The organism is Streptomyces sp. NPDC094147, assembly GCF_044764265.1.
Taxonomy (GTDB): domain Bacteria; phylum Actinomycetota; class Actinomycetes; order Streptomycetales; family Streptomycetaceae; genus Streptomyces.
Genome location: NZ_JBIWHT010000022.1, coordinates 92,263 through 109,726 on the forward strand (window position 1 = coordinate 92,263; position 17,464 = coordinate 109,726).

Annotated in this window: 13 protein-coding genes; 10 read left to right on the forward strand and 3 right to left on the reverse strand. The window is 72.4% G+C overall.

Annotation, left to right across the window (positions count from 1 at the left end; translation table 11 throughout):
- The first annotated feature begins 148 nt into the window (after positions 1-148).
- Together ACIQ8J_RS26880 and ACIQ8J_RS26885 are read left to right on the forward strand one after the other, a co-directional pair.
- Complete coding sequence (locus ACIQ8J_RS26880) at positions 149-622, forward strand: hypothetical protein (protein WP_403275074.1); 474 nt, start codon at positions 149-151, stop codon at positions 620-622.
- Between the two features lie 111 nt (positions 623-733).
- Entirely contained in the window at positions 734-2,554 is a 1,821-nt protein-coding gene (locus ACIQ8J_RS26885) for a chitinase (protein ID WP_403275072.1), read from the forward strand.
- Here the strand turns inward: ACIQ8J_RS26885 and ACIQ8J_RS26890 are convergent.
- Positions 2,505-3,311, reverse strand: coding sequence for a phosphatase PAP2 family protein (locus tag ACIQ8J_RS26890; protein ID WP_403275070.1), 807 nt, complete (start codon positions 3,309-3,311; stop codon positions 2,505-2,507). The genes ACIQ8J_RS26885 and ACIQ8J_RS26890 overlap by 50 nt on opposite strands.
- 102 nt (positions 3,312-3,413) lie before the next feature.
- Entirely contained in the window at positions 3,414-4,748 is a 1,335-nt protein-coding gene (gene gabT, locus ACIQ8J_RS26895; RefSeq protein WP_403275068.1) for a 4-aminobutyrate--2-oxoglutarate transaminase, read from the reverse strand.
- A gap of 256 nt (positions 4,749-5,004) precedes the next feature.
- Here gabT and ACIQ8J_RS26900 point away from each other — a divergent pair, with 256 nt between their 5' ends.
- The 4 genes from ACIQ8J_RS26900 to ACIQ8J_RS26915 all read left to right on the forward strand — a co-directional run bounded on the left by ACIQ8J_RS26900 (position 5,005) and on the right by ACIQ8J_RS26915 (position 12,694).
- Positions 5,005-7,344, forward strand: coding sequence for an ATP/GTP-binding protein (locus ACIQ8J_RS26900; RefSeq protein WP_403275067.1), 2,340 nt, complete (start codon positions 5,005-5,007; stop codon positions 7,342-7,344).
- Positions 7,345-7,456: 112 nt separating this feature from the next.
- Entirely contained in the window at positions 7,457-9,007 is a 1,551-nt protein-coding gene (locus tag ACIQ8J_RS26905; protein WP_403275066.1) for a PucR family transcriptional regulator, read from the forward strand.
- A gap of 124 nt (positions 9,008-9,131) precedes the next feature.
- Positions 9,132-10,577: an aldehyde dehydrogenase family protein gene (locus ACIQ8J_RS26910; RefSeq protein ID WP_403275063.1), complete on the forward strand. Its 1,446-nt coding sequence runs from the start codon at positions 9,132-9,134 to the stop codon at positions 10,575-10,577.
- Between the two features lie 191 nt (positions 10,578-10,768).
- Positions 10,769-12,694, forward strand: coding sequence for an acyl-CoA dehydrogenase family protein (locus ACIQ8J_RS26915; protein WP_403275062.1), 1,926 nt, complete (start codon positions 10,769-10,771; stop codon positions 12,692-12,694).
- Positions 12,695-12,724: 30 nt separating this feature from the next.
- On the opposite strand, the gene ACIQ8J_RS26920 is transcribed toward ACIQ8J_RS26915, so the two are convergent.
- Positions 12,725-13,087 (reverse strand): ArsR/SmtB family transcription factor, encoded by a 363-nt coding sequence (locus ACIQ8J_RS26920; protein ID WP_403275061.1) that lies wholly within the window; start codon positions 13,085-13,087, stop codon positions 12,725-12,727.
- A 166-nt stretch (positions 13,088-13,253) separates the two neighbouring features.
- On the opposite strand from ACIQ8J_RS26920, the gene ACIQ8J_RS26925 reads away from it, so the two are divergent.
- From ACIQ8J_RS26925 to ACIQ8J_RS26940, 4 genes are all read left to right on the forward strand, one after another.
- Entirely contained in the window at positions 13,254-14,489 is a 1,236-nt protein-coding gene (locus ACIQ8J_RS26925; protein WP_403275213.1) for an MFS transporter, read from the forward strand.
- Positions 14,490-14,536: 47 nt separating this feature from the next.
- Positions 14,537-15,787, forward strand: a complete 1,251-nt coding sequence (dxr, locus tag ACIQ8J_RS26930; RefSeq protein ID WP_403275060.1) for a 1-deoxy-D-xylulose-5-phosphate reductoisomerase — start codon at positions 14,537-14,539, stop codon at positions 15,785-15,787.
- The gene (locus tag ACIQ8J_RS26935; RefSeq protein WP_403275059.1) at positions 15,784-17,085 is read left to right on the forward strand and encodes a M50 family metallopeptidase; all 1,302 of its coding nucleotides are present in this window, start codon (positions 15,784-15,786) and stop codon (positions 17,083-17,085) included. Before dxr ends, ACIQ8J_RS26935 begins: the two co-directional genes overlap by 4 nt.
- A gap of 215 nt (positions 17,086-17,300) precedes the next feature.
- Positions 17,301-17,464 (forward strand): flavodoxin-dependent (E)-4-hydroxy-3-methylbut-2-enyl-diphosphate synthase (locus tag ACIQ8J_RS26940; RefSeq protein WP_351996082.1); only part of this gene is annotated, 164 nt, incomplete at its 3' end.

Here is a 17,464-nt window from a genome sequence, read left to right on the forward strand (position 1 = left end):
CCGGGGGCGCACTTCTTTTGATCACGACGTGACCCCGTTCGCTACCAACAATCGGCGCAAGTGGCGTCATAGTTCGGCTCCACCCCTTTCTCCCTGACGGACGCACTGACTGCGCCCTGCGGAGTGGGCTGGGAACGGAGGACGGGCAATGGCTGCCTCGGGGGCAAGGAGCGCGGTGGAATGGCTGGCGTCGGTGGCGCCGGATCCCGACGCCTGCCGGTGGGAGTGGGAGCGGAACCCCCTGGGGGTCGCTCTCCTTCCGGCCGGCAGGCGCTGGGACGTACTGATCCTGCCGGGCGAGCTGGGCCTTGGCACACTCGACGTGCTGACCCGGCTCGTGGACCGGCCGGGTCCCGTGCTCGCCGACTTCGGCGACGCGCGGATGGGCTTCTTCGTGCCGCCGGGCACCGCCGCGCGGTGGCTCGCCACGGGGGTGCGCGGCGCCGGCGCCGGCACCTGGATCGTGGTCCCGTACCCGGGCCGGGCGACCGGCGGGGTGCGCTGGCTGGTGCCGCCGGACGGCTCGGGGACGCTGACCGATCCGACCCTGCTCGAACTCGCGATGCACGAGGCCGCGGCCGGGATCGCGCGGCACCGGGGCAAGCCGGACAAGGGGTACTGACCGGGGGACGGCTCATCGCCGCGCTCACTGCCAGAGGTCTTGACAACCCGATTGGTCTGGACCATGTTGTGCGGGCTTCATGTCTCAATACGCCCTTGCCAGGAGGCAGTTGTGCACCGCACCAGACATCCGGCCCCACGGTCGTCCCTCTTCGCCGCCCTGACGGCGGCCGCCCTCGCCGCGGCCGGACTCGTCGCCGCGGCACCCTCCGCGCGCGCCGCGGACACCGACCTCATGCACAACGGCGGCTTCGAGTCCGGACTCGACGGCTGGAACTGCACCGCGGGCAGTGGCGCCGTCGTCTCCTCGCCCGTGCACAGCGGCAGCGGCGCGCTCCGGGCGACCCCGGTCGGCAGCGACTACGCGCAGTGCGCCCAGACCGTCGCCGTGCAGCCCAACTCGACGTACACGCTGGGCGGTTGGGTGCAGGGCAGCTATGTCTATCTCGGCGCCTCGGGCACCGGCACGACCGACGTGTCCACCTGGACCCAGTCCGCGCCCGCCTGGCAGCAGCTGACGACCACCTTCAAGACCGGCGCGAGCACCACCTCGGTGACCATCTACACGCACGGCTGGTACGGAACCCCCGCGTACACGGCCGACGACATCACCCTGATCGGCCCCGGTGGCACCCCCGTCCAGGCGCCGGCCGCCCCCGCCGGGCTCACCGCCTCCGGTGCCACGTCCTCCAGCGTCGGCCTGAGCTGGTCCGCGGCCACCGGCGCCACCGGCTACAACGTCTACCAGGGCGGCACCAAAGTGGCCTCGGTGAGCGGGACTTCGGCCACCGTGACCGGACTGGCCGCGTCCACTTCGTACAGCTTCCAGGTCACCGCGACCAACTCCGCGGGCGAGTCCCCGAAGTCGGCCGCCGTCACCGCGTCCACCACCGGGGGCACCACCCCGCCCCCCTCCGGGCACGCCCTGGTCGGCTATCTGCACGCGTCCTTCGCCAACGGCTCCGGCTATACGCGGATGGCGGACGTCCCCGACGACTGGAACATCATCGACCTCGCCTTCGGCGAGCCGACCTCCCCGACCTCGGGCGACATCCGCTTCAACCTGTGCCCGGTGAGCCAGTGCCCGACCGTGGAGTCGCTCGCCGACTTCAAGGCGGCCATCAAGGCCAAGCAGGCCGCGGGCAAGAAGGTGCTGATCTCCATCGGCGGCCAGAACGGCCAGGTCCAGCTCACCACGACGGCCGCCCGCGACACCTTCGTCTCCTCCGTCTCGAAGATCATCGACGACTACGGCCTGGACGGCCTCGACGTCGACTTCGAGGGCCACTCGCTCTCGCTGAACACCGGCGACACGGACTTCAGGAACCCGACGACTCCCGTGGTCGTCAACCTCATCGACGCGCTGAAGACGCTCAAGGCCAAGTACGGCTCGACGTTCGTGCTGACGATGGCGCCGGAGACCTTCTTCGTGCAGCTGGGCTACCAGTACTACGGCTCGGGACCCTGGGGCGGGCAGGATCCGCGCTGCGGGGCCTACCTTCCGGTCATCCACGCGCTGCGCGACGGCCTCACCCTGCTGCACGTCCAGGACTACAACTCGGGCTCCGTCATGGGCCTCGACAACCAGTACCACTCGATGGGCGGCTCGGACTTCCACATCGCCATGACCGACATGCTGCTCACCGGCTTCCCGGTCGCGGGGGACACCTCGAAGATGTTCCCGGCGCTCCGGCCCGACCAGGTCGCCATCGGCCTGCCCGCCTCCACCAACGCGGGCAACGGCTACACGACGCCCGCCGAGGTCACCAAGACGTTGGACTGCCTGACGAAGAATTCCGGTTCGTCGTGCGGCTCTTACCAGACCCACGGGAGCTGGCCGGGGCTGCGCGGCCTGATGACCTGGTCCATCAACTGGGACCGCTTCAACGGCGGGGAGTTCTCGAAGAACTTCGACGCATACCCGTGGAGCTGACCACCAGGAGCGCCCCGCACAGACACCAACTGCCCACCACATCAAGGGGCCAGTGGTAGCCGTGCAGGACCAGACCGATGCCCGTCGCCGCCGTCAGCGCCCCCGCGGCGGCGGGCAGCGGCCACCTGCGGCGCATCTGCGGGGCGAGCAGCAGCGCCGCGCCGCCGTACGCCACCATCGCGGTCGCGGTATGGCCCGAGGGGTAGTAGCCGGTGGCGGCCTCCAGCGGTCCCGGCCGGGCGATCCAGTCCTTCAGCGGCACGACCAGCAGCGGCACCAGTGCCATCGTCACCGCGGCGATCAGCGCCGCACGGCGCCGTCCGCGCCACAGGGCGTACGCGATGGCCGGCGCGAGGACCGGAAGGGCGACCGGCATGCTGCCGAGGTCGGAGAGGAACTGGCTGAGCGCGGCGGGCCCGTGGCCGGTGACCGCACGGTCGAGGCGCTCGTCGAGGCGGCGCAGCGGGCCGCCGGAGGCGACCTGCCAGGTGATGACCGCGAACACGCAGAGCAGAGCGGCGACCGTGGCGAAGAGGAAAGCCGGCGACCCCGGAACAGGGGGGGTGGTTCCGGGGCCGCCGCCTTGACCGGCGAACCGCGCGCCCCGGGGGGTATGGGGCGGACGGCCATCCGATCGGTGAGGAGTTCCGGAGCCGGAGGCTCCAGTGGTGTGCGCGAGGGCACGACCAGGGCAAGGCTGGGGATGCTCGGCCCTGGAATCGTCCGCAGTCCCCTGCGGACGAGGTGTTTCTCTCATCTGCAGAAACCGTACGGCAGAGCGCGGGGGACCGACAGCGGGAACTCCATCCCGCCATCGGCCCCCCACACGTTCTTCACAGGCGCCATTCGCTACGGAGCGTCACACGCCGGTGAAGGCCCGCTCGATGATGTCGAGGCCCTCGCCCAGGAGGTCCTCGCCGATGACCAGCGGCGGCAGGAAGCGCAGGACGTTCCCGTACGTACCGCAGGTGAGGACGAGCAGCCCCTCCGCGTGGCAGGCCTTGGCGAGCGCCGCGGCGGCCTCCGGGTTCGGGGTCTTGGAGGCGCGGTCCTTGACCAGCTCGATGGCGATCATGGCGCCGCGGCCGCGGATGTCGCCGATGATGTCGTACTTCTCCGCCATCGTGGCGAGGCGGCCCTTCATGACCTCCTCGATGCGCTTGGCCCTGCCGTTGAGGTCGAGCTCCTTCATCGTCTCGATGGCGCCGAGGGCGGCGGCGCAGGCCACCGGGTTGCCGCCGTAGGTGCCGCCGAGGCCGCCCGCGTGTGCGGCGTCCATGATCTCGGCGCGGCCCGTCACGGCGGCGAGCGGCATGCCGCCCGCGATGCCCTTCGCGGTGGTGATCAGGTCCGGGACGATGCCCTCGTCCTCGCAGGCGAACCACTGGCCGGTGCGGCAGAAGCCGGACTGGATCTCGTCGGCGACGAAGACGATGCCGTTGTCCCTGGCGAACTGGCTGATCGCCGGCAGGAAGCCCTTGGCCGGCTCGATGAAGCCGCCCTCGCCGAGCACCGGCTCGATGATGATCGCGGCGACGTTGTCCGCGCCGATCTGCTTGTTGATCATGTCGATGGCCTGCGCGGACGCCTCGGCGCCGGCGTTCTCCGGGCCGGTCAGCCAGCGGTAGCCGTAGGCGACCGGGACGCGGTAGACCTCGGGCGCGAACGGGCCGAAGCCGTTCTTGTACGGCATGTTCTTGGCCGTCAGCGCCATCGTCAGGTTGGTGCGGCCGTGGTAGCCGTGGTCGAAGACGACGACCGCCTGGCGCTTGGTGTACGCACGGGCGATCTTGACGGCGTTCTCGACGGCCTCGGCGCCCGAGTTGAACAGCGCTGACTTCTTGGCGTGGTCGCCCGGGGTCAGCTCGGCCAGCTGCTCGGCGACGGCCACGTAGCCCTCGTACGGCGTCACCATGAAACAGGTGTGGGTGAAGTCGGCGAGCTGGGCGGTCGCGCGGCGCACGACGGCCTCGGCGGAGGCGCCGACGGAGGTCACGGCGATGCCGGAACCGAAGTCGATCAGGCGGTTGCCGTCGACGTCCTCGATGATGCCGCCGCCCGCGCGCGCGGTGAAGACGGGCAGCGTGGAGCCCACACCGGCGGCGACCGCCGCGAGACGGCGGGCCTGCAGCTCCTGCGACTTCGGGCCGGGGATCGCGGTGACGACGCGGCGCTCCTGCGGGATGGCGCTCATGCGGGGCTCCTGGGTTTTCCTGGGGGATTTCGGACGCTTCCTTGGCTTTCTTGGCAGGCTAGGGCGCGCGGGCGGGGTGTGGCATGCGCCGTTCGGTAGTGGTGGGGGTGTGTCCCTTGTCCTCGGCGGACAGTTGTCCCGGGCGCGGCCGGGCGCTCCCGAGCCGCGCGGTACCGGTGAACCGCCGCGCGCTGCCACTAGATTGAGCGTTCGCACCGCTCAGTACGGACCTGGCTGGTCAGGGGGCAAGGGGTCGATGGACACCGAAGGCACGCACGACGCACGCGGCACCCGATCGGGGGCGGTCCCGCGCCCCGCCGGGCCGCCCCCCATCCCGGCGCTGCCGCCCCGGCCCGTCGAGGCTCCGACGGCCGGGCCGTCCCTCGGCGACTGGCTGCGCACCCCGCGCGCCCCCGCCGAACCGGGCCTGTGGCGCCTGGGGCACAAGCCGCGCCCCGACGCCGATCCGGACCGGGTGCCCGACCGGGCGCTGCTCGTCGGCGCGCTGGTGGCGCTGCTCGCGGCCACCCTGGTCTGGTCGCTGTGGACCAACGGCTACATCCCGCACAGCCGGGTCCTGCTCGAACTGTTCACCCCCACCGGCTGGTGGACCTACCCCCGGCCCCCGGCCGCGCTGACCGCCATCGAGGTCTACAACAGCCTCTTCGCCGCCCTGCTGATCTACGTGTTCGGGCGGATGGGCAACTGGCTGGAGGTGTTCCGCCGGTACGCCGTGGACTGCCCGCAGCCCGAGCGGACGCTGCGCACCGCACTCGCGGGGGCGGCCGCGGTGTGGCTGGTGATAGGGACCAGCCTCTTCCCGTTCTTCTTCACCGTATGGAGCCTGTTCCCGCTCTCGTGGACCACCGGCAACGGCGACCGCGCGGTGGCCACGTTCGTCAACTACGCCCTCTACGTCCTGGTCGGCGGCGCGGTCCTGTGGCCCTTCGCCAAGGCGGGCGACTGGCTCGGCCACGTACGCCGGCGCGGGCGCAAGCCGGACTCCCCGGCGCAGGCCGCACCCGCCGCGCCCTCTCCGGCCGACTGGCCCCAGCTGCGCGCCGCCGGCCAGGGCGCCGCGGCCGACCGGCTGGTGGCGGACGAGCGGGCCGGGCGGATGAACGACGTCGACTGCGTACGCATCCGGCGCGCCTGGGCCACCGTGAACGCCGACCCCTCCCGGCTCGGCGCGTTCAGCCAAGCGGTCGTCGGGCAGGGCGCGCGGGCCTGTCCGCACCCCTCCGGCGACCGCGATCTGCCGGCCCGCGCGGCCACCCACGACCTGCTCACCTCGCAGGTACGCATCGGCCACTACCCCGACGCGGAACGCACCCCGCCCGCCCGCCGGGGCGCGGGCGCAGCCCTCGACCCGGCGGCGCTCGGCTCCTCGCTGCTCGCGGTCGGTCCCTTCGGCTCCGGCAAGACCCGGCACCTGGTGCGGCCCGTGGTGGAGTCGCTCGCGCTCCAGGCGCTCGCCGGGAAGGCCGCCGTGGTCGCGGTGTGCGCGGCGGGCACCCCGCTCGGACCCGACGACGGCTACGACGTGGTGATCAAGCCCGGCGACCCCGCCTCCGCCTACGACCTCGACCTGTACGGCGACGCCGCCGACCCCGACGAGGCCGCGGCCCTGCTCGCCGAGGCCTTCGCCGGCGACCTGCCCGAGATCGACTCACGGCGGGCCGCGACCGCCCTGGCCCAGCTGCTCGGCCCCTACCGCGCAGCCCACGGACGCTTCCCCCCGGTGCCCGTGCTGCGCGAGCTGCTCGACGGCTCGCCCGGCGCCCTGGAGGAGCTGCGGGCCCGCCTCGACACCGGGGAACACCGCGCCTATCACCGCGAACTCGACGCCCGCGCGCGCCAGTTGGGCACCCCGGGCGATCCCGGGCTCGCCCTCGCGGCCCGCGTCGCGGTGCTCGACCGCCCGGCCTTCGAGGGCTTCTTCGACACCACGGGCGAGACCCGCCCCTTCTCGCTGCGCTCGCTGGAACACCCGCTGCGGGTCCGCATCGACCTGCCCGAACGCTCCCACCCCGAGGCCGCGCACCTGCTCACCCGGCTCGTCCTCGCCCAGTTCACCGCCGGCACGGCCGCCCGCCGGGACCGCTCGCTCTTCGCCTTCCTGGCCGTGGACGACGCCACCCACGCCGTCACCGCCGAATCCGTACGGGCCCTGCAACGGCTGCGGAACTGCAACGCCGGGGTGCTGCTCACGCTGCGCGCGCTCGGCGACGTACCGGAACAGCTGCACACCTCGCTGCTCGGCTCGGCGGGCTGCCACATGACGTTCTCGGGGGTCACCACCTGGGACGGGCGGCTCTTCGCGCAGGCCTGGGGCACCGAGTGGGTGGAGACCACCGAGGTCGCCAAGCACACCGTCTTCGCCGACCAGCCGCTCACCCGTGCGGTCCACGCGCTGCGCAAACTCGTCACCGGCAAAGCGGTCACCACCGACGCCGTCACCGTGCGCAAGGTGGAGCGGGAACGCTGGTCGGCCTCGGAGCTCGCCCATCAGGTGCCCGCCGGGCACGCGGTGCTCTCCCTGACGACCGTCGAGGGCGAGCACGCACCGCCGCTCCTCGTGGACCTGCGCGGCTGAGACCGGATTCCGCGCCGGTGAACGGCTCCGCGGAACCTGGCCCGGCTGGCAAAATGGGAGTGCTCCGTTCATACGGGACGTAGCAATCCCCTGCCGAAGGTAACCCGGTCCCATGCCGCCCACGCTCGCCTCGCTCGTCCAGCACTCGGCGCTCAAACTCACCGTGCGCGCGGGGGAGGACCAGCTGGACCGCCCGGTGCGCTGGGCCCACGTCAGCGAACTCGCCGACCCCGTTCCGTACATGGAGGGCGGCGAGCTGCTGCTCATCACCGCGATGACGCTGGACGCCGAGGACCCGGACACCATGCGCCGCTATGTGCGCAGACTGGCCAAGGCGGGGGTGGTCGGGCTCGGCTTCGCGGTCGGCGTCAATTACGACTCCGTACCGGACGCGCTGCTCACCGCGGCGCGCGAGGAGGGCTTCCCGCTGCTCGAAGTGCCGCGGCGCACCCCGTTCCTGGCCATCTCCAAGGCGGTCTCGGCGGCCATCTCGGCCGACCAGTACCGCGCGGTCACCGCCGGGTTCGAGGCCCAGCGCGAGCTCACCAGGGCGGCGCTCTCCGAAGGACCGGCCGACCTCATCGCCCGGCTCGCCGCGCACGTCGACGGCTGGGCGGCGCTGTACGACGCGTCCGGCGCGGTCGTCGCCGCCGCCCCCGAATGGGCCGCCCGCCGCGCCGCCCGGCTCACCGCGGACGTCACCCGGCTGCGCGAACGCGCCGCCCCGGCGAGCGCGGTGGTCGGCGGGGCCGACGACTCCACCGGCGACCGCGTGGAGCTCCAGTCGCTCGGCACCGGACGCCGGATGCGCGGCGCGCTCGCGGTCGGCACGGGGGCGCCGCTGGGCACCGCCGAGCGGTACGCCGTGCACTCCGCCATCGCCCTGCTCACCCTCACCACCGAACGCTCCCGCTCCCTCCAGTCGGCGGAACAGCGCCTGGGCGCGGCGATCCTGCGGATGCTGCTCTCCGGCCAGCAGGACCACGCCCGCGCGGTCGCCGGAGACCTGTACGGCGGGCTCCTGGACGCGCCGTTCCGCCTGGTCATCGCCGAGGTCGCGGGCGAGGCCGAGGCCGGGCTCGGCGTCCTCGCCGAGACCATGGAGTCGGCCGCCGCCCGCAGCGGCGAGGCGGTCCTCGCGGTGCCGGAGGCCGGGCGGCTCGTCGTGCTCGCCGCTGACGGCGGCGAGGCGGTCGCGGCCTGCCTGTCCCACGAGTGCGCCGAGGGCGAGGAACTCGTCATCGGGCTCTCCGCCCCGGCCGGGCCGATCGCCGCCGCCTCCGCGTACAAGCAGGCCGAACAGGCGCTCTCGGTCGCCCGGCGGCGCGGCAAGCCGCTCGTCGAGCACGAGGAGCTCGTCGCGGGCTCCGTGCTGCCGCTGCTCGCCGACGACGCGGTGCGGGCCTTCGCCGACGGGATGCTCCGCGCGCTGTACGAGCACGACGCGACCGGCCGCGGCGATCTGGTGGCCTCGCTGCGGGCCTGGCTCTCGCGGCACGGCCAGTGGGACGCGGCGGCGGCCGACCTGGGCGTGCACCGCCACACCCTGCGCTACCGGATACGCCGGGTGGAGGAAATCCTGGGCCGCTCGCTGGACGACCCGGACGTCCGCATGGAGCTGTGGCTGGCGTTGAAGGTGACGACCACCCCGGACCAGGCCTGACCATTCCCCGCCCCGCGCCCCTGGCAGGGGGCGGTGCGGGGGATGACAAAGCGGCGTACGCCAGGGCCGGACCACTCCACCCCGGACAAACCCACACCCGCCCACACCCGCCTACCGTGTGGGCATGACTTCTACCCACGCCTTCTGGCTCGCCGGCCGCGAGGCCACCGGCGACGACAGCTTCGACGTCACTTCGCCCTGGGACGGCCGTCTCGTCGGCACGGTGGCCATCCCGACCGACACCCAGGTCGAGGAGGCCGTGGCCGCCGCGCACGCCGTCGTGGAGGAGTTCGCGGCGACCCCGGCGCACGTACGGGCCGCCGCCCTCGACCACGTCTCGCGCCGCCTGGCCGAGCGCACCGAGGAGATCGCCCAGCTGATCTCCGCCGAGAACGGCAAGCCCGTCAAGTGGGCCCGCGGCGAGGTCGGCCGCGCGGTGTCCGTGTTCCGGTTCGCCGCCGAGGAGGCCCGCCGCTTCAACGGCGGCGAGGCCCAGCGCCTGGACACCGACGGCGGCGGCGTGGGCCGCCTCGCCCTCACCCGCCGCTTCCCCAAGGGCGTCGTCCTCGGCATCGCACCGTTCAACTTCCCGCTGAACCTGTGCGCCCACAAGGTCGCCCCGGCCATCGCGGTGGGCGCCCCGATCATCCTCAAGCCGGCCCCCGCCACCCCGCTCTCGGGCCTCATCCTCGGCGAGCTGCTCGCCGAGACCGAGCTGCCGGCCGGCTCGTGGAGCATCCTGCCGGTCGCCAACGACAAGATGCCGGCCCTGGTGCAGGACGACCGCCTCCCGGTCATTTCCTTCACCGGCTCCGACAAGGTCGGCTACGCGATCATGGACTCGGTGCCGCGCAAGCACTGCACCCTGGAGCTCGGCGGCAACGGCGCGGCCGTGGTCCTGGCCGACTGGGCCTCGGAGGAGGACCTGGACTGGGCGGCGACCCGCATCGCCACCTTCTCCAACTACCAGGGCGGCCAGTCCTGCATCTCCGTCCAGCGCGTGATCGCGGACGCCGCCGTGTACGACCGGCTGCTCCCGAAGATCGTCGCCGCGGTCGGGGCGCAGGTCACCGGCGACCCGTCCGACTCCGCCACCGACGTCGGCCCGCTGGTCAGCGAGGACGCCGCCGTGCGCGTCGAGTCCTGGGTCGAGGAGGCCGTCGCGGCCGGCGCGAAGCTGCTCGCCGGCGGCAAGCGCGACGGCGCCTCCTACGCGCCGACCGTGCTCACCGACGTCCCGGCCGGCACCACCCTGGCCTGCGAGGAGGTCTTCGGACCGGTCCTCACCGTGCAGAAGGTGGACGGCGAGGCCGAGGCGTTCGCCGCGGTCAACTCCTCCAAGTACGGCCTCCAGGCAGGGGTGTTCACGCACGACGTGCAGACCGCCTTCCGCGCCCACCGGGCCCTGGAGGTCGGCGGCGTGATCATCGGCGACGTGCCGTCCTACCGCGCCGACCAGATGCCGTACGGCGGTGCCAAGGCCTCCGGCGTCGGCCGCGAGGGCGTCCGCTACGCCATGGACGACTACACCTACGAGCGCGTCCTGGTCCTGACGGGCCTCGCCCTGTAGGACCCGGGCTCCACGGGAGCGGCGGCCGGAACCCACTGTGCGGGGGTTCCGGCCGCCGTCCGCCGTTTATGGGGCCGGGTGCCCGCGAGGGGTGGTCCAAGTGCCGGGAATCGGGTACATACGGACGGGTAGCACCTCCCGGTAACGGGCAGCCGCCCGCAGCCGTCAGCCCGCGGCGAGGAGAACCCCTCATGACCGCACCACAGCCCACCCCCAAGGTCTCGGAGCGCGAGGCCCGCCAGGTCGCCGAGGCCGCCCGCGAGCAGGACTGGCGCAAGCCCAGCTTCGCGAAGGAACTGTTCCTCGGGCGACTGCGCCTCGACCTGATCCACCCCCATCCCCAGCCCGCCCCGGACGACGTGGCGCGCGGCGAGGCCTTTCTCGCCAAGATGCGCGACTTCTGCGAGACCCGCGTCGACGGCCGCCTCATCGAGCGCGAGTCGCGGATCCCCGACGAGGTGGTGAACGGGCTCAAGGAGCTCGGCGCCTTCGGGATGAAGATCGACACGAAGTACGGGGGCCAGGGGCTGACCCAGGTCTACTACAACAAGGCGCTCACGCTCGCCGGCTCGGCGAGCCCGGCGATAGGAGCGCTGCTCTCCGCGCACCAGTCGATCGGCGTCCCGCAGCCGCTGAAGCTGTTCGGCACCCAGGAGCAGAAGGACACCTTCCTGCCGCGCTGCGCCCGTACCGACATCTCCGCCTTCCTGCTCACCGAGCCCGACGTGGGTTCCGACCCGGCGCGGCTGGCGACCTCGGCGGTCCCGGACGGCGACGACGCGTACGTCCTGGACGGGGTCAAGCTGTGGACGACCAACGGCGTCGTCGCGGACCTCCTGGTCGTGATGGCCAGGGTGCCGAAGTCCGAGGGCCACAAGGGCGGCATCACGGCCTTCGTGGTCGAGGCGGACTCGCCGGGCGTCACGGTCGAGAACCGCAACGCCTTCATGGGCCTGCGCGGCATCGAGAACGGCGTCACCCGCTTCCACCAGGTCCGCGTCCCGGCCGCGAACCGGATCGGCCCCGAGGGCTCCGGCCTCAAGATCGCCCTGACCACGCTCAACACGGGCCGCCTCTCGCTGCCCGCACTCTGCGTGGGCAGCGGCAAATGGTGTCTGAAAATCGCCCGTGAATGGGCGGGCGTACGCGAGCAGTGGGGCCGGCCGGTCGCCCGGCACGAGGCGGTCGGCGGGAAGATCTCCTTCATCGCCGCCACCACCTTCGCCCTCGAAGCCATGACGGACCTCTCCTCGCAGATGGCCGACGAGAACCGCAACGACATCCGCATCGAGGCGGCCCTCGCCAAGCTGTACGGCTCCGAGATGGGCTGGCTGATGGCGGACGAACTGGTCCAGATCCGCGGCGGCCGCGGCTTCGAGACCGCCGACTCGCTGGCCGCCCGCGGCGAACGGGCCGTCCCCGCCGAGCAGATGCTCCGCGACATGCGGATCAACCGGATCTTCGAGGGCTCCACGGAGATCATGCACCTGCTGATCGCCCGGGAGGCGGTCGACGCCCACCTGTCCGTGGCGGGCGACCTCATCGACCCCGACAAGTCCCTCCAGGACAAGGCGAAGGCGGGCGCCAACGCGGCCGGGTTCTATGCCAAGTGGCTGCCCAAGCTGGTCGCGGGCCCCGGCCAACTCCCGCGCTCGTACGCCGAGTTCGGCCCGCTCGCCCAGCATCTGCGCTACGCCGAGCGCTCCGCGCGCAAGCTGGCCCGCTCGACGTTCTACGCGATGTCGCGCTGGCAGGGCCGGATGGAGACCAAGCAGGGCTTCCTCGGCCGGATCGTGGACATCGGGGCCGAACTGTTCGCGATGAGCGCGGCCTGCGTACGGGCCGAGCACCTGCGCGCCACCGGCGACCACGGACGCGAGGCGGTCCAGCTGGCCGACGCGTTCTGCCGCCAGTCCCGCATCCGCGTCGAGGAGCTCTTCACCCGGCTGTGGAGCAACACCGACGACCTCGACCGCAAGATCGTCGCCGGGGTGCTCGACGGCGCGTACACCTGGCTGGAGGCGGGCGTCGTCGACCCGTCCGACGACGGCCCCTGGATCGCCGACGCGACCCCGGGCCCGGCCAAGCGCGACAACGTCCACCGCCCAATTCGCTGACCGGACAAGGGAGTTGGGGTGCCGGAGCGGCTAGTGCCGCTCCGGCGTCCACTCGGCGACCAGGGTGAGCAGCCCCGGGAACCGCTCTTCGAGGTCGTTCACGCGCACCTGGCTGCGCCGCTCCAGACCGTACTGTCGCTGGCGGGTGATCCCGGCCTCCCTGAGTGCCTTGAAGTGATGGGTGAGGGAGGATTTCGGCCGGTCGAAGCCGAACCAGCCGCAGGTGTGGTCGTACGCCTCCGCTTCGAGCAGCAGCCTGCGCACGATCTCCAGGCGCAGCGGATCGCTCAGCGCGCCGAGCACCGTCTCCAGGCGCAGCTCGGCGAGCGCCGGCTCGGGGAGCGGTTCCGGCGTGCCCTCGGGCGCCGGATGAACCCTGAACTCCGTTGCCATCGGCCCTCCTTCATTCCTCGTCTTCGTTCCTCGCCACCTTGTACGAGTTTCATCGTACAGCGTGCTATGTTCGAGAAATCTCGTACTAGTGAACCCGTGAGGGAGTTCCGCAGTGACAAGCACTCTTCAGGCCTGCCCGGACACCGCCGCCGCGCCCGCGCCCGCCATCGGGCGCCGATGGATCTGGCTGGCGGCCTGGCCCGTGACGGCGGTCTTCGTCCTCTCCAACGCGGCGACCCCGCTGTACGTCCTGTGGCAGCGGCAGATCGGCTTCTCGCGGGGCACCCTGACCGTGGTCTTCGCCTGCTACATCGCGGGCCTGATCGGCTCGCTCCTGGTGTCCGGCGTCCTGTCCGACCGGATCGGCCGCAAACCGGTGCTGCTGCCCGCGCTCGCCCTCGGGATCGTCGCCTGCCTGGTCTTCGCGACGGCGACCTCGGTGGCCGCGCTGATCGCCGCCCGGCTCGCCACCGGGATCGCCGTGGGCGCCGCGGTCTCGGCGGGCATGGCCGCCGTCACGGACATCGCGGGCCCCGAACGGGGGCGGCTCGGCGCACTGCTCGCGTCCTGCGCCATGGTCCTCGGCGCCGGTCTCGGCCCGCTCCTGGCCGGAATCCTCTCCGAGGCGGCGCCCCACCCGACGGTGACGGTCTTCGCGGTCGAGGCGCTGCTGCTGGTGTCGGCGGTGGCGGTGGTGCTGCGCCTGCCACTGGGCCGCCCCGCGGCCGGCCCCCGCCGGGGCCCCTGGATCCGGTTGCCCGCGGTCCCGAGCGGCAGCGGACGCCAACTCGCCCTGGGCGTCGCGGTGTTCGCGCCGGGCATCACGGCGACGTCCTTCGTGCTGTCCCTCGGCCCCTCCCTCCTCGCCACCCTCCTCGGCACCACCAGCCGGGTCCTCGCGGGCGGCATGGCCTTCGTGATGTTCCTGACCGCGACGGCCGTGCAGTTCGCCGTACGCGGGCGGCAGCTGCGGACGATCCTGCTGGCCAGCGCGCTGGCGACGGTCCCGGCGATGCTCGCCCTCATCGTCGCGGTCCGCACCTCATCGGCGCTCCTGCTGGTCCTCGCCGCGGTCCTGGCCGGCGCGGGCCAGGGCCTGGGCCAGCTCGGCGGCCTCTCCCTCCTCGCCGCCGAAGTCCCCGGGACCCGCCTGGCCGAAGCCAACGCGGCCCTGAACGTGGGCGGCTACCTGATGGCGGGCACCCTCCCGGTGGCCGCGGGCTACCTGAGCGACGCGACCGGCCTCGCGACGGGCGCGACGGTGTTCGGGGTGCTGCTCGCGGCGCTCGCCGCGGCGGGCGGGGTGTTCGTGGCGCGCGGCGGCCACCGCCGACGGGCACCGGCCGGGAAGGCGCCGGACGCCGAACCGGCGCCCGCCGCGCACTCATCCCGGTCTTATTGACAGGAGCGCTGTCCGGGCGCACAGCGGATGCGGCCACAATGGGGGGCATGAGCGACAGCCCAGCCCCCCTCGCCGACCCTCACATCGCCTTCGATCCGGCCGTTGGCCGACGCGATGTGGTCGTCCTCGGATCCACCGGGTCCATCGGAACCCAGGCCATCGACCTGGTCCTGCGCAACCCCGACCGCTTCCGCGTGACCGCGCTGTCCGCGGCCGGCGGCCGGGTCGGGCTGCTGGCCGAGCAGGCCCGGCAGTTGAAGGTGCGTACGGTCGCGGTCGCCCGCGAGGACGCCGTGCCCGCGCTGCGCGAGGCGCTCGCCGCGCAGTACGGCGGCGAGCCGCTCCCCGAGATCCTCGCGGGCCCCGACGCCGCCACCGAACTGGCCGCCTCGCCCTGCCACACCGTGCTCAACGGGATCACCGGCTCGATCGGACTCGCCCCGACCCTCGCGGCGCTCGGAGCGGGCCGCACGCTCGCGCTCGCCAACAAGGAGTCGCTGATCGTCGGCGGCCCGCTCGTCAAGGCGATCGCCGAGCCGGGCCAGATCATCCCCGTCGACTCCGAGCACGCCGCCCTGTTCCAGGCGCTGGCCGCCGGCAAGCGCGCCGACGTGCGCAAGCTCGTCGTGACCGCGTCCGGCGGGCCCTTCCGGGGACGTACCAAGAGCGAGCTCGCGGACGTCACCCCGGGCGACGCGCTCGCCCACCCCACCTGGGCGATGGGCCCGGTGATCACGGTCAACTCGGCGACCCTGGTCAACAAGGGCCTGGAGGTGATCGAGGCCCATCTGCTGTACGACATCCCCTTCGAGCGCATCGAGGTCGTCGTCCACCCCCAGTCCTACGTCCACTCCATGGTCGAGTTCACCGACGGCTCCACGCTGGCCCAGGCGACCCCGCCCGACATGCGCGGCCCGATCGCCATCGGGCTCGGCTGGCCCGAGCGGATCCCCGACGCGGCGCCCGCCTTCGACTGGTCCAAGGCTTCGACCTGGGAGTTCTTCCCCCTCGACCAGGACGCGTTCCCCTCGGTGGGACTCGCCCGGCACGTCGGGGAGCTGGGCGGGACGGCTCCGGCGGTGTTCAATGCCGCGAACGAGGAGTGCGTGGAGGCGTTCCTGGCGGGACGGCTGCCGTTCAACGGCATCATGGAGACAGTCACCGATGTGGTGGCGGAGCACGGCACCCCCGCCTCGGGAACCTCCCTCACGGTCTCGGACGTCCTTGAAGCGGAGACCTGGGCACGCGCCCGGTCCCGTGAACTCGCGGTGAAGGCAACAGCGGAGGCACGCGCATGACGATCCTGTTGACGGTCCTCGGCATAGCGCTCTTCGCCGTCGGGCTGCTCATCTCCATCGCCTGGCACGAGCTCGGCCACCTCTCCACGGCCAAGCTCTTCGGCATCCGCGTGCCCCAGTACATGGTCGGCTTCGGCCCCACCATCTGGTCGCGCAAGAAGGGCGACACGGAGTACGGGATCAAGGCGATTCCGGCCGGCGGCTACATCCGCATGATCGGCATGTTCCCGCCCGGGGAGGACGGCCGCATCGAGGCGCGGTCGACCTCGCCGTTCCGCGGCATGATCGAGGACGCCAGGGCGGCGGCCTTCGAGGAGCTCCAGCCGGGCGACGAGGACCGGCTCTTCTACACGCGCAAGCCGTGGAAGCGCGTCATCGTCATGTTCGCGGGCCCGTTCATGAACCTGGTGCTGGCCGTCGCGATCTTCCTCTCCGTCCTCATGGGCTTCGGCACCGCGACCCAGACCACCGAGGTCGCGGGCGTCCAGAAGTGTGTGATCGCACAGAGCGAGAAGCGCGAGACCTGCAAGGCGGGCGACGCCGTCTCGCCCGCCGAAGCCGCGGGCATGAAGACCGGCGACAAGATCGTCGCCTTCAACGGCAAGCCCGTGAAGGACTGGTCCGACCTCTCGGACCGGATCCGCGAGACCATCGGCCCGGCCACGGTCACCGTCGAGCGCGGCGGCCAGCAGGTCACCCTGCACCCCACGCTCGCCAAGAACATGGTGGCCAAGAAGGGCTCGGACGGCCAGGCCGTCCCGGACCAGTTCGTTCCGGCCGGCTACCTCGGCTTCGCCGCGAAGACCGAGATCCAGCCGCTCAGCTTCGGCGCGTCCGTGAACCGCATGGGCGACATGGTGCAGAACGGCGTGCACTCGATCGTCGCCCTGCCCGGCAAGATCCCGGACCTGTGGAACGCGGCCTTCGACGGCGGCCAGCGCAAGGCCGACTCCCCGGTCGGCGTGGTCGGCGCGGCCCGCATCAGCGGCGAGGTGCTCAACCTGGACGCCCCGACGCCGAACATCATCGCGACGTTCCTGTTCCTGCTCGCCGGCTTCAACCTCTCGCTGTTCCTCTTCAACATGCTGCCGCTGCTGCCGCTGGACGGCGGGCACATCGCGGGAGCCCTGTGGGAGTCGCTGCGCCGCAACCTCGCCCGCGTGCTCAAGCGCCCCGACCCGGGCCCGTTCGACGTGGCGAAGCTGATGCCGGTCGCGTATGTGGTGGCCGGAATCTTCATCTGCTTCACGCTGCTGGTCCTGGTGGCGGACGTGGTGAACCCGGTGAAGATCACCTGACGAACGCGGCGGACACGTGTGCCGTACGCGGGTCTCGTACGCAGGCGGGGGCGGCTCGGGCGCACTGTGCCCGAGCCGCCCCTTCGCGTGCCGCCTCGTCGTCGGGGTGAACTCCGGGGGCACGGTGTGCTCGGTGCCCTCCGGGTGACGTAACCTCGAAGGCTGGAGCCCGCCGATCTCGGGACCTTGATCCACACCTTGGGGTTGCACAGCAGATGACTGCGATTTCACTGGGAATGCCGTCCGTACCGACCAGGCTGGCCGAGCGTCGCAAGAGCCGTCAGATCCAGGTCGGGTCGGTGGCGGTCGGCGGGGACGCACCCGTCTCGGTGCAGTCCATGACGACGACGCGGACGTCGGACATCGGGGCGACGTTGCA